The sequence below is a fragment of the Microcoleus sp. S36a_B3 genome, from assembly GCF_036700745.1.
GTDB lineage: Bacteria > Cyanobacteriota > Cyanobacteriia > Cyanobacteriales > Microcoleaceae > Microcoleus.
The window spans coordinates 60,599-74,629 of the sequence record NZ_JAUBPN010000019.1 but is presented as its reverse complement, the minus strand read 5'-3'; the positions used below and the strand labels follow the sequence as shown (position 1 = coordinate 74,629).

Annotated in this window: 7 protein-coding genes; 3 read left to right on the top strand and 4 right to left on the bottom strand. The window is 44.1% G+C overall.

Translation table 11 applies throughout. The features are described 5' to 3' along the window. Positions 1 to 2: 2 nt before the first annotated feature. Positions 3 to 3,542 (bottom strand): AAA-like domain-containing protein, encoded by a 3,540-nt coding sequence (locus tag QUA01_RS19735; protein WP_333092142.1) that lies wholly within the window; start codon positions 3,540 to 3,542, stop codon positions 3 to 5. A gap of 200 nt (positions 3,543 to 3,742) precedes the next feature. Next, positions 3,743 to 5,065, bottom strand: coding sequence for an AAA-like domain-containing protein (locus QUA01_RS19725; RefSeq protein WP_333092144.1), 1,323 nt, complete (start codon positions 5,063 to 5,065; stop codon positions 3,743 to 3,745). A 579-nt stretch (positions 5,066 to 5,644) separates the two neighbouring features. Between QUA01_RS19725 and QUA01_RS19720 the strand changes: the two genes are divergently transcribed. From QUA01_RS19720 to QUA01_RS19710, 3 genes are all read left to right on the top strand, one after another. After that, positions 5,645 to 7,174 (top strand): sensor histidine kinase, encoded by a 1,530-nt coding sequence (locus QUA01_RS19720; RefSeq protein WP_333092145.1) that lies wholly within the window; start codon positions 5,645 to 5,647, stop codon positions 7,172 to 7,174. 145 nt (positions 7,175 to 7,319) lie between these two features. After that, the gene (locus tag QUA01_RS19715; RefSeq protein ID WP_333092146.1) at positions 7,320 to 10,391 is read left to right on the top strand and encodes an ATP-binding protein; all 3,072 of its coding nucleotides are present in this window, start codon (positions 7,320 to 7,322) and stop codon (positions 10,389 to 10,391) included. A gap of 36 nt (positions 10,392 to 10,427) precedes the next feature. Then, positions 10,428 to 11,561, top strand: coding sequence for an adenylate/guanylate cyclase domain-containing protein (locus QUA01_RS19710; protein WP_333092148.1), 1,134 nt, complete (start codon positions 10,428 to 10,430; stop codon positions 11,559 to 11,561). A gap of 614 nt (positions 11,562 to 12,175) precedes the next feature. Here the strand turns inward: QUA01_RS19710 and QUA01_RS19705 are convergent. Both QUA01_RS19705 and QUA01_RS19700 read right to left on the bottom strand, forming a co-directional pair. Then, positions 12,176 to 13,456, bottom strand: coding sequence for a recombinase family protein (locus QUA01_RS19705; RefSeq protein WP_333092150.1), 1,281 nt, complete (start codon positions 13,454 to 13,456; stop codon positions 12,176 to 12,178). Positions 13,457 to 13,459: 3 nt separating this feature from the next. Beyond that, positions 13,460 to 13,819, bottom strand: a complete 360-nt coding sequence (locus QUA01_RS19700; RefSeq protein WP_194069792.1) for a VOC family protein — start codon at positions 13,817 to 13,819, stop codon at positions 13,460 to 13,462. Between the last annotated feature and the right edge of the window lie 212 nt (positions 13,820 to 14,031).

The following is a 14,031-nucleotide window of genomic DNA, read 5'->3' as shown; positions in this document are numbered from 1 at the left end:
ATTTAACGATCGCCCACTGCATCGCACAAATGTCTATCCTCCTCCTTCACATCGGCATTTGTCCGCAGATAATCCCGCACCCAGTCGCAACCATAAGCCAGGGGGTCTGTATTGAGAATTCGCTTCACGTCCCACAAAATCGCCGTTTGGTCATGGCTGGCGGAGACAAGGAAAGTGCCGTCGGGACTGAAGGAAACTTTTGTCACCAAACCTCTATGTCCCGTGAGCGTCCTCAGCAAGATGCCATTTTTATTCCAGAGTTTCACCGTGTTATCCAGACTTGCCGTAGCGACGATTTCACCATCCGGGCTAAAGGAAACTCCCTGCACTCCCTGTGCGTGACCTTTAAGCGTTCGCAGAAGCTGTGAAGAGTGAGGAACTGAGGTGTCAATAAGAGTCGATAAGGCATCTAATTTCCAGAGTTTGGCGGTGCCATCTGTACTGGCTGAGGCTAGAGTCTTGCCATCGGGACTGAAACTGACCCCCATACTCATAGCCTGATGGGCATCAATCGCCTGCAACAAAGTGCCATCGGGCTTCCAGATAGCGAGAGTACCGCTGCTACCGACGGCAGCTAAAGCTTTTCCATCAGGGCTAAAGGCCACACTCCAGAAGGCGCTGCCATCTAGCTTCAGAGTTCGCACTAACACGCCGTCTGGCTGCCAGAGTTTCACCGTGCCGTCTGAGCTTGCGGAGGCAATAATTTTACCGTCCGGACTCCAAGTAATTCCGTAAACTACACCTTTGTGGGCGTTGATTTCTGAGAGAAATCTGCCATCCTTGTGCCAGAGTTTAACTGTTTTTTCACCCCCTGAAGCAATGAGTTTACCGTCAGGACTGAATGCCACATCCCAAAGCCCCCCTGTACCCTCCTGAAGCGTTTTCAGCAACGTGCCATCGACGCGCCAAAGTTTCACCGTGCCGTCTGTACTGGCTGTGGCGACGATTTTACCGTCAGCAGCGAAAGCAGCTCTATAAACAGCAGCGTCGTGACCTAGCAGGGGCAAGAAAAAAATGTTTTTCGGCTGCCAAAGTTTGACAGTATTTCCTATAGCCAGCGAAGCAATTGATTTGCCGTCAGGACTGAAATCGATATTCCATACTGCACCCCGATGTCCTGCAAAAGTTCTCAGATCTTTGCCGTCTTTGTTCCAAAATTTGATTGTGCGATCGCCACTGGCTGTGGCGATAATCTCACCGTCAGGACTGAAATCTAGACTTTCAACGCCAGATGCGTGACCTTTAAGGGTTCGCAGGGGCTGTAACTCTTCGTCTGACGGGGCATGGGAGGGCCAAAGTTTAACAGTTTTATCCATGCTGGCGGAGGCAAATATCTTGCTGTCAGGACTGAACTCGACCTCCCATATCGCAGCGCTATGCCCTTGAAACGCTCGCAGTAACTTTACGGAGGCCCAGAATAAGCCGTCTTTTTTCCACAATCGGATCGTACCCTCGGCACTTGCGCTAACGAGCATTTCCCCGTCGGGGCTAAAGCTAAGACTCCTCACCGCATCGGTGCGATCGAGAATGGTTAATAAATTGCCGTTTTTGTCCCAGAGTTTAACGGTGTTATTCTCACCGGATGCAGCTAAAGTCTCGCCATCTGGACTGAACGCCACACCGTTAAACTCCTTACTGTGTCCCTCAAGGGTGTGTAGGAGTTTGGGACCCGACCAAGACGTTCCCTGTTGCTGCCAAACTTTAAGTGTGCCATCTCCACTGGCGCAAGCGAGGAGTTTGCTGTCGGGGCTAAAAGCCATCCTCCACACTATACCGTTGTGGGGAAGAGTCGCAATCAGGGTTCCATCTCGCTGCCAGAGTTTGACCTCGTTATCTGTACTTGCAGAGGCAATTGTCCCAGCGTCGGGACTGATTGCTAATCTATACAGTGTCGCCTGATGTCCTGATAAGCGGTTGAACTCGGAAGCTCCATAAACTGCCTGCTCTAGTAATAATTGCACGCGCTTTTCTAGTTCGGGATTTGCGCTGCCGAGTTGTTGCAGTTTGCGCTTGGCTTTGATGGCGGCGATGAGGCTGTCTAATTTTTGCTCTAAGGTGAAGAGGGCTTCGGAGGAGGTGGCGATCGCTTCTACCTCACTCAATGTAGCTCGACGATATTGCCAAAAAGCAGTTGTTCCGAGAAAGAGGGCGATCGCTAATGCCAAAGAGAGTGCAGCAATAAACCACTTTTGCCGTCTGGCATTTTTTTCGACTTCTTTTAACCTTTCTGCTTCTAAGGTTAGTTGCATTTCTTGCTTGTCGAGTTCGGCGCTAGCTGCTAAAAACTGATAGTCTAAATCGCTCAAACTTTTTCCCTGCATCCAGATTTGAGCATCTTTTAAGGCTTGTCTCCTCAAAAGGCGCGAATCATCTGTTTGTTTGGCAGCGACCCAAGCATCGAAAGATTGGGAGTAAGAACGCAGTTGCCCTAATTGTTTCTCTACCCATTCTATATTAAATACTTCTTGATAAATTCTATTTTTTACCTGCAAATAGCCTGCATTCTTTACCACTAAACCCGATAGCAATAGTTCGATTTGTTCTCGGCTGTCATCGGTTGGCACTTCCACGTCTTGTAAGATTTGCTGGTAAATGCCGAGTAATCTTCCGGCGCGTTGTTCGTTTCTCAGGATGCGATCGCCTATCGTTTTTAAATGCTCCGGCTCGTCTTGCGATTCCCATTTATCGATGATTTGCGATCGTACTAAACTATCCACCCAAAATGCCTCGGCTCCAGGGGGAATATTTACTAATCCTCCCGCCGTTTCTAGGCTGGATCTATACGCCAAATAGCAAATTTTATGGGTGAGAAATGGCTGTCCTGAAGTCCAAGCTAATATTTGTTTGAGAACGGTATGAGGATTACTGACGGCACTCTCTAATCCCTTAACTAATAGTTGGGCTTCGTGCAGTTCAAAACCCTGCAAATCTATAGCACGACCGATATTAAAAGGAGTTCGCTTTTTGTCTGCAATTAAATCGCTTGGCGTGGCTACTCCAAAAATTGCAAAAGTAATGCGGTTATACTCTGGATTAATCGCTCGCTGATTGTAACAATACCTAAGCAAAGCAAAAAAATCATCTACCGCAAAATCTAACCCCAGAATGCTATCAATTTCATCGACCAATATAAAAATTTTGTCTTCAGAAAATTGAGTCAACAAAATGTCTTCAATAAAATAGCTCAATTTTTGCAAAAAGGAAACTTCTTCTTCTTTCCACCAAGTTTTTAAATTAACTTTTCCTACCAGATTGAAACTGCGCCACAAATCCCCAACAATTCCTTTATACCATTGTAAGGGAGTGATATTTTCGCTGCCGATGCGGGTCATGTCGATCGTACTGCATTGAAATCCTTCTGCTTGCAATCGATGGAAGGTGCGTACCAGTAGCGAAGATTTGCCCATTTGCCGCGAGTTGAGGACGTAACAAAACTCGCCGTTTTTTAAGGCTTGATAGAGTTGGTCATCTGCTTTTCGCACTACGTATGTAGGGGCATCACTGGCAAGACTGCCACCAATTTGGTATGTTACCTCGGTCATGCCGTTTACGGGTTGGTTTAAAAGTGAAAGTTGAGTATAAAAAGAGGCAGTCTGAGCGTTATTTTTGTCACCATCCCTACTGAATTATAATCCAACGGTGAGTATGTAGTTAATCAATTTAGAGGTGATAATGTGGTGCGATCCCTCGCCTTCCCAGACTTAAACTTAACAGCAGCACAGATTTTTACGGTAGGCAATCACTAAATAAAGTTTGGCGAACCAAAATACAGGCGGTACAACTCGCAGCTTAGCGTACAGCGGTTGTTATCGATATGAATTAGCCCCATACTCACTAATTTACAAGCTACTATCGGCTCTAATTCCAGACCGCGCTCAGATTTTACCACTTGTTTAAGGGCAATTGCGAGTTCAGTATCTGCTTGCAATGTCACCCAAAAATTCCGCAAGTAATCTTTATAAATTCCTCCTATGGTGGGAGCTTCTTGCAAAAGCATATCTAGCGTTACAGCCTTTTGATAGAGATGGTAAAAAGCGAGCCGCACTAGATAAGGATGTCCCCCCACCATTGCCATCAGTCGCTCGGCATCGGGGCTATCTGTCCAATCGAGTCGGTAACGCTGTGCTAAAGCAAGTATCTGCTCTTCTGTAAAATAGGGCAATTGCAGCGGCAAACCGACATTAAAAGGCGATTCAGTTAGCTTTAAAGGAATATAAATTTCTGTGGAATGAAGGACGATTAACCGCAGTTTTCCCAAGGTTTTATTCCGCTTTGCTTCTTCATGCCAGCTTCGCAGCAGCGGCAAAAATTCTCGGGCAATTTTGGGATACTCAAAAATTCTATTGACTTCATTTAAAGCTAAGACTAAAGGGCGATTTATTTTGGTTAATATATATTGCTGCAAATAAATGGTACAGCTTACTTTGCTGCCCATATCTTCATCCCAAAAATCATCTAATAAAGGTGGAAAATCTAGATGCCTGCTGATGTTGGCACAAAACCACCGTAAAAATTTATCGAGGTTGTCTAAAACAGCTTCCTCAGCTTGCTGAAAATCCAAACTTACAGTTCGGTAGCCAAGAGAATTAGCGCGGTCTAAAATTCGCAGCAAAAGTGAACTTTTACCCATCTTCCTGGGAGCTTTTATCCGCAGAACACTCCCTGGTTTGGCAATTTCTTGATAGGCTAGTTCTTCAATTAGCGGGTGATTGATATAAAATGGCGAACCGAGGGGTACGGGAGAGCCGGGATATTCTAAAGGTGTTGCTAGGCATTGGCTGCAGGTAAATTTTTCAATTAATTCTGCTTCCTCTGCGGTTAAGGAACGCGATTCTAGAGAGGAGCGAAAATTAGATTTACTAATAGGTATATGCAAGATTTCAGAGAGAGATTGCCACAAGCCAGAGGCGATGTTTCTCAGGTAATGCTCTCCGTAATGAGAGGCAGATGCGATGCTTGTATAAGTCTTTCCTTCCCAGACTTGGCGGAGCAGGATTTCTTGTACGGGATGTAAATCTTTTTGCGATTGCGCACGAGTTAGCTGTAGTACCTCATCTATGGTCATAATTGGCAATTGCCGGTAAGTTTATAGTTGATATTATCACTTGTGATGTAATTTAAAGCTGAGTTGGTGTCAATCTAAAGTTAAACCTTCCGCAGGGACTTAAGTCCCTGGCGGCTAAATGTGACACCAATGAAGAGTCAACCCGAATCTACAGGTTTTTGAGAAGGGTTCTCTTCGGCGAGTTAAATCCGTGACATCCCTTAAATCTGGTATTTGCCCGGTTGCCTGAGTGGTCGCTGAGTGCCACAACCCAATTTCAAGAGACGCTGGCGGGGTTAGCTTTCAGGTAGCAGCGCTGAGTTTTTCCAAAGCAATTGGCCAAAATGTCATGTAGGTGTCACAGTTCGTCGTGAAGCTAAAAGTAAGAATGTGACAGTTGACATCGCTCTATATTAATCGATTGATGTTAATTTAATTAAAAGTAGTTTCAAATCGCTGCATCGACTCATCACAAGTGTTCAGTCCAAAAGTCTAATTTTACTTTTGGTTGCAGGATGGTTGGGAAATCGTCCGGCAATATCCTTTTCCTAAACTTGGCTAGCAAATAACCTAGTTTATTTCACACAAATGGTTCATAAAATGTTTTCTAACTATTTTATTCCTCACGGTCATTGCTATTTGTGGAAGCCTGGATTAGTGGGGCTGCACATTTTGTCTGATGCTTTGATTGCTTGCGCTTATTTTGCGATACCCATCACGCTGATTTATATTGTCAAGAAGCGGAAAGACCTGCCGTTTGACTGGGTTTTCATGTTGTTTGGCTCTTTTATTGTCTGCTGTGGCATTACCCACATTATGGAAATATGGACGCTGTGGCATCCTAATTATTGGTTTTCAGGTTTTCTGAAAGCGATTACGGCGCTAGTTTCGCTATCCACAGCAGCAGTGCTGGTGGAACTAATCCCAAAAATCTTGGCTATCCCCAGTCCCGCTCGATTGGCGGCGGCAAATTTGGCTTTACAAAATGAGGTGGGCGATCGCAAGCAAGCTCAGGAAGCACTCTCTCAATTAATGCTGGAGTTGGAAAAGCGAGTTATTGAAAGGACGCAAGCTTTAAAGGTTGCTAACGAGCTTTTGCAACAGGAAAATCGCGATCGCTCCTTGGCTGAAAATTCATTGCGACATTCTGAAGCTAAACTGTTAAAACAAACTCAGCAGCTCGAAAATACTCTACAACAACTCACAAGTGCCCAAACCCAACTCGTGCAAACTGAAAAAATGTCTTCTTTGGGGCAAATGGTAGCTGGAGTCGCTCACGAAATCAATAACCCCGTTAACTTCATCTATGGCAATCTGATTCCGGCCCGGGAATACATTCAAGAGATCTTGGGATTGATTAAATTTTATCAAGTTTATTACCCTACTCCTCCACCGGAAATTGCTGACAAGATTAACAGCATCGAACTCGACTTTATTTTAGAAGACTTGCAAAAAATTTTTAGTTCGATTAAAATTGGAGCCGAGCGCATCAAAGATATTGTTAAATCTTTACGCACCTTCTCCCGCTTAGACGAAGCCGATATGAAAAAGGTAAATATTCATGAAGGTATCGACAGCACTTTAATGCTTTTGCAGCACCGCCTGAAAGAACAGCCATACCGTCCGGCTATCCAAGTGATTAAAGACTATGGAAATTTGCCAGATTTGGAATGCTACGCCGGACAGCTCAACCAAGTATTTATGAATATTTGTTCTAATGCGATTGATGCTTTAGAACAGATGGCGGTGCAGAAGCATTCGGTCAAAAAAGACTGTTGGGGGAAAAATTTACCCGATCGCTTGCAATATGCCCATTGCCAACGGCTAACAATTCGTATCAGCACGCTTATGGTTGACGGCGAGTGGGTGCAGATTCACATTGCTGATAATGGCAGTGGCATAGATGCTGAGGCGATCGCTAAAATTTACGATCCATTTTATACGACTAAACCTATCGGTTATGGTACAGGTCTGGGTTTGGCAATTTCTTATCAAATTATTCAAAGCCATGAAGGTTATTTGCGCTGCACTTCCGAGGTTGGGATGGGTACTGAGTTTATTATTAAAATTCCCTTAAAATCCCAACCTCAGCGAGCAACTTTTGCTGAAAAAGTTTTGGTAAAGCTGTAAATGTTGATTCATGCCGTTTTGGTAAATCAACTTGTAGGGCGGTTGATTATAACCAGCCCTAACCTTGAGACAGGGCTGGCTATAAAAACCCACCTCACAAGAACCAGAAGAGTGTTGCACTTAATATAATTTGCCTGTAAAAATCATGTGGGAAATAGTCAAAAATATCTTTTCTCCAACTCAGTATATGCCGCACGGTCACTGCTATCTGTGGCAAACGCCTTTGGTGTGGCTGCACGTAACCGGCGACTTTTTAATCGCGATCGCCTACTATTCAATTCCGGCGATGCTGATTTATTTTATTTTGAAGCGACGCGACGTTCCGTTCTCAGGAATATTTGCTTTATTTAGTACATTTATTGTTCTTTGCGGTACGGGTCACTTGATAGATATTTGGACGCTATGGCATTCCGCTTATTGGCTGTCCGGGATTGAAAAAGGAGTGACTGGTCTCGTTTCCTGCTACACTGCCGGAACGCTGTTCGGGCTAATTCCGCAGTTTTTATCATTAAAAAGCCCTCAAGAATTAGAAGAAATTAATATCAAATTACAGGGGGAAATCGCCGTGCGTGAAAATGCAGAATTAGCTCTGCGCTGCGCCTATGAAGATTTAGAAATTAAAGTGCAAGAGCGTACCCTACAGTTGACAGAAACTAACACTTCCTTAGAAACTGAAGCTCGCGATCGCCAGCAAGCCGAGTTAAAATTGCGCTCTGTTACCGAACGCTTGCAATATTTGTTGGCTACTACTCCCGCAGTTATTTTTAGCTGCCAAGTGGGGGGAAATTATGACGTAACCTTTGTCAGCGAGAACATTATTTCACTGATTGGCTACGAAGCGCAAGATTTTTTTGAAGGTTCCCTTGATTGGCACAGCCTCGTTCACCCGGAAGATCGAGAAATTGTAGATACGGCCTTCGCTAAAATATTGGAAAAAGAATCGATTTCCTACGAATACCGCGAACGGCACAAAGACGGTAATTATCGCTGGATTTACGATGAGGTTAAGTTGGTCAAAGATGCTGCTGGCATACCTGTGGAGTGTGTTGGTTATGGAGTAGATATTACTGCTCGCAAACAGGCAGAAGCAGCTTTGCAACAGCAACTAAAAAGAGAGCGACTGGTGAATTCCATTCAAGAGCGGATTCGCTCTTCTCTTAACCTAGAAGAAGTTCTGACAATGGCTGTTGAAGAAGTTCGCGAGTTCTTGTCAACAGACAGGACTGTTATTTACCGTTTCAACCGAGATTGGAGCGGATTTATAGCTGTCGAATCGGTAGCAAGGGGTGTGATGCAGATTCAAGGAATTGACATTAATGACCCTTGTTTTCGCGAAGGCTATATTTCTGTTTACCAGCAGGGGCGCGTTCGGGCGATCGATAATATTTATACGGCTGGTATTTCAGAGTGCCACATTAATTTACTCAGCCAGTTTCAAATTAAAGCTAACCTCGTGGTTCCTATTTTGCAAGGGGAAAATTTATGGGGCTTACTAATTGCTCATCACTGCCGCAGTCAAAAACAGTGGAACTCTTCTGAGATAGAATCTCTCAAGCAAATTTCTGTACAGCTAGCAATTGCCATCCAGCAATGTACGCTATTTGAACAAGCGAAAACAGAAATTGCCGATCGCAAGTTGGCAGAAGCAGCGCTGCAAAAATCTGTCAGGGTGGCTGATGCCGCCAACGTCGCCAAAAGTGAATTTCTTTCTTCTATGAGTCACGAATTGCGTACTCCCCTGAATGCAATTCTGGGATTTAGTCAGGTGATGGTGCGCGATTCATCCCTAAACAACGAACACCAACAACACTTAGGAATTATTAATCGCGCCGGAGAACATTTGCTTTCGCTAATTAATGATATTTTGGAAATGTCCAAAATTGAAGCAGGCAGAATTCAACTTAATGAAAGCAGTTTTAATTTAATTCGCCTGCTAGAAACCCTAGAAGAAATGTTTCGACTGAAAGCTAAATCTAAGAGATTGCAGCTAAAATTTGAAATAGCCCAAAATGTACCGTACTTTGTTAATGGAGATGAGGGTAAATTGCGCCAGATTTTGATTAATCTTGTCGGAAATGCCATTAAGTTTACAGAGACGGGTAGCGTTACCTTGCGAATGAAAAATAAGGTAGAAGAAAATTTGGCGACTGAAAATGTAGAGTTGAAAGGCACGCAAACAAAAACCGCCGACAGGGGATATGAAAAGTCCGCGCCTGCGAATTTTGATTGTGCAGACTCGAATTCTATTCGCCCGGTATCTTTACACCTTCAGTTTGAAATTCAAGATACTGGCCCCGGCATTGCTGCAGAAGAAATGAATAAGTTATTTATACCATTCGAGCAAACAAAAGCAGGTTATAAATCCGAACAGGGAAGCGGACTAGGCTTACCAATTAGTCGCAAATTTGTCCAAATGATGGGAGGGGATATTGTTGTCAGCAGTACACCTGATTTTGGAAGTACGTTTTCATTTGATATTCAACTGGGTCTGGCCGATGCCACCGAAATTCAAATGCTTAAACCGCATAAAAAAGTCATTGGTTTAGCACCAGATCAACCAGAGTACCGGATTTTGGTGGTTGACGATCGTGCCGATAATTGTCTAGTCATAGATAGATTATTGTCACCGCTAGGCTTCCTCGTGCGAGAAGCTAAAAATGGTCAAGAAGCTATTAATGTATGGAAAGATTGGCAACCGCACCTGATTTGGATGGATATGCAGATGCCTGTAATGAATGGTTATGAAGCAACCAGACAAATTAAATCTCATCCTCTCGGAAAAGAAACGGTGATTGTCGCCCTCACAGCTAGCGCTTTTGAAGAGGAAAGAAAAACTATTTTAGCAGCAGGCTGCGACGATTTTATGCGTAAACCGTTTGAGGCTAAAATCTTGTTTGCTATCATAGAGAAATACTTAGGACTTAGCTATGTTTACGATGAATCTGTTGATAATAATCTTGAAAACGAAAGCGAATTGAGTGGGGTTAGCAGCAATGAATCCGTAGGATTACAACTCGCTCAAATGCCTAGTGAGTGGCTGGATAATATCCATGATGCTGCTCATGAATGCTACGATGATAAGATTCTTCGGTTGATTGAGGAGATGCCTGTAGAGTTTGCTGTCTCTGCACAGGTTTTAACTGATTTAGCACGTGATTTCCTGTTTGATGATATTATTGAGTTAGCGAAGTCTGCCATTAAGGCCTGTGACTCTTAATATATTGGATTTTGAAAAAATACGGTTAGCGATCGCATGAACAGCAATCAGTCTCCTACAATTCCAGCCACCATTTTAGTAGTTGATGATAAACCAGATAACGTGCGGCTTTTATCTACAATCCTAACTGAACAAGGCTATCAGGTTCGCAAAGCGTTGAACGGAAAAAGAGCTCTGGCGACGGTGCAGGAGTTTCCGCCGACTCTAGTTCTGCTGGATGTGATGATGCCAGAAATGAATGGATATGAGGTGTGTGCAAACTTGAAAGCTTCACCAAAAACCAGTTCGATTCCAGTGATTTTTTTAAGCGCCTTAGATGACGCTTCAGATAAGGTGAAAGCCTTTGATGTGGGAGCGGTTGATTATATTACTAAACCTTTTCAAGGTAAAGAAGTATTAGCACGAGTGGCAAATCAGTTAATAATTCAAAATCAGCAACGACTGCTCCAACATCAAACTAAGCAACTAGAAGAGTTTGTCGATCGATTGCAAAAGGAAATTAAAGATCGGCAGAAAGTTGAGCTAGCTTTACGGCTGGCTCAAAACAAATCGGATCATTTATTGCTGAATATTTTACCGGCTGCGATTGTTGAAAATTTAAAAAAAGGCGAGGGTTCTGCTGCTGAAAGGTTTGAGTCAGCAACAGTTCTTTTTGCAGATATTGTCGATTTTACGTCTCTTGCTGCCAGAATTTCACCGCTAGAATTGGTAAGGTTTCTCAATAAAATTTTTTCAAAGTTTGACGAACTAACTGAAAAACACGGTTTGGAAAAAATTAAAACAATTGGGGATGCTTATATGGTGGCGGGGGGTTTACCTGTGCCGATGGCAGATCATGTAGGGGCGATCGCAAATATGGCGTTGGATATGCAGGATGCGATCGCAGATTTTAAAACCGACACGGGCGAACCCTTTCAAATTCGGATTGGCATTAATACAGGCCCAGTAGTTGCTGGGGTGATTGGCACTAAAAAATTTATTTATGACTTGTGGGGAGATACTGTTAATGTTGCTTCTCGCATGGAATGTCAAGGATTACCGGGATATATTCAAGTGACTTCGGCTGTTTGCGAGCAGTTAAAAGAGCGGTATGTATTGGAGGAAAGAGGCGCGATCGCGGTTAAAGGTAAAGGAGAGTTAATTGTTTATTGGCTAAAGGCTAAAAAATAGAGTTAAAACTCATTGCTAAGTTATATAGTCTTTAGAGCTCTAATAGGAGGTACTATCCGGGATAGGGCATTGGCCCGCGCAGGGCATTGGGCAAACAGGCCAAACAGGCCCGCGCAGGCCAAACAGGGCATACCTCACCACGCTTGAGAACCGTTATAGTACAATACGGTTTACTTAAGTTATCAGTTGTAGGGTGCGTCACTCGTTTAATTGTAGTTGATAGCGAGAGTTGTTCTTGGCGACGCACCCTACGTTGACTAAAATTATTCAATCTAAAATCGACTGAATTCTCAGATCGTGTCGGATCGATTTACCACAATAAGTAAGGTTCGTAGTGCAGGCTTGCATACGCTCAATATTTGGTACTTTTGTGGACACGCACAAACAGTATTTTCTATGGTAATCGACCAGAAATGATATCACCTTTTTGAGAAAGGCCATAGCACAATACGGTTCACTTAACATATTTATGCCCCGGAGATCCCCCTCGCATCCCCCTTAAGAAGGGGGACTTTGAGGGGATTCTTGTTCCCCCCTTTTTAAGGGGTGTGCCAGGGAGATCGTCTTAAGTAAACCGTATTGGGCTATAGCAAGTCCGGGCTGATTTACGACTGTTAAAAAATGAAAATAATTTGCAGTTTCAATAGGGAATTTTCCCGGACTATCTCAATGCGCTCGATAAACTCACGAAAATAAAACCTGCGTTCCGATTCCGACAAATCCAGCCAAAACTGGGGAAGAGAAACTGTTTGCGCGGTTTCTCGCAAGTTGACTGGGGGCAATTGTGCGAGCCTGCTTTGCATTTCGGCTATTTCCGTGCGGACTTTGTATGCTCTCAGTTCGGCGGTTTCTTTGTCAAAAATGCCACTTTCAATCAGGGCTGGTAATTGCTCTATGATTTCTTGTTTCGAGCAGATAGATCCGGCAATTCCTGCTTTAATTGCGTTCATCTGCGGCATTTGCAACTGGGCGACGGCATCGGGCAAATCCCGACAAATTCCTGCTATAGTTAATTGCAATACTTCTTCGTAGGAAATACCGCTGCATTTGGGCTGGGACAGACAGTTAATCGGTCGCAAATAAAGGTATTCTCGATCTTTGCGGTAGGAGGTGACTTTTGCGACTGTCATGGGCGATCGACATTCCGCACAAATTGCTAAACCTGCGAGGGAACGCGGGGCGCTGGCGCTGCGGGGAGAAAGGTGGCGGTTGCGGCGCAACAATCGGTCTATTTGGGCGGCTTCTTCTCTGGAAATAATCGGGACGTGGGTGTTAGAAATGACTTGGCCCTTTTGATATTCTAAATCGCCTCGGTAGGCGGGATTTGTCAGCCAGCGGCGGCCTGTGCTGACGGAGATTTTTTTGTTGTATTTCTTTGCTAAATGGCGCACGGAACCGCGCAGGGAACCGTAGATGAGAAAGTGATCAAAAAAGTCTTTGACGGCGGGGGAAGCGGTTTTGTCGATCGTATATTTGTCTTTGCCGCGCCGGTAGCCGTAGGGGGCTTTTCCTGGTGGGGGAAGGGATTTGATGCGGTTGCGGGCGTGTCCTTTGCGAATGCTGCGGCTGTGTTGGCTGCGCTGGACTTCTGCGAGGAGTTTGAGTAAGTTTGCTCTATTTTCGGTTTGTTTTTCGTCTGTGACAATGAGTTCGATGCCGAGGTTTTCGAGTTTTTCTAGGTGCGCGCACACTTGCTGTACTGTGTCGCCCAGTTCTTCAAAGCGCTGAATTAATAGGTATTTGACTGGTTCTGCTTGGCAATCTTTTAGGAGTTGTTGCAGTTGCTGTCGCCCTCCTAAGTCTTGATAGATGCGATCGACCTCTTGGCCCCAAATTTCGGGCGCTGGCGCAGCTTCTAGTAGCGGTTCGCTGTAAGAGTAGGCGATGATTTTCATCTGTTACTCGCTGAGTTCAATGATGTTACCGTCGGGATCTTGGGTAAATAATGCCGATCGACCTGACGCACTCATTTGTACCGGACAATTGCTGGCTATTAATTGTTGTTTTGCCTCCTCTAAGTTTGCCACAGAAAATGCTAGATGTCGGTTGCGTCCCAATTTTTGGGAATCTATGGCATCTGGTATAATTGTTGCTGCTAAAATTAGGTGAAGCTGGAAGTTGCCGATTTGATACCAGATTCCGAGAAATTTTAATTCTCGATCGATTTTTTGCAGTCCTAATACATTGCTGTAAAAGTGTTCAGATGTTTCTAGTTGGGAAACTAGGATAGCACAGTGGAGGGGTTGAGTAATTTGCATTTTTATTTTTGTTGAATATTAATTTTTTGACCGCTGATGCTGGCTGATGAGCGCCGATCAACGCAGATTGGTTGATGTTTGTTAATTTTTGACATGATAACACTAGCTGTCACTTTTAATACTGATTACCACAATTTAAGCAATATTATTTATATAAGTTAATGCTGAATTTTGCACTGGCAATCAAAAAAATGCTGCTCTCACCTAGCGGC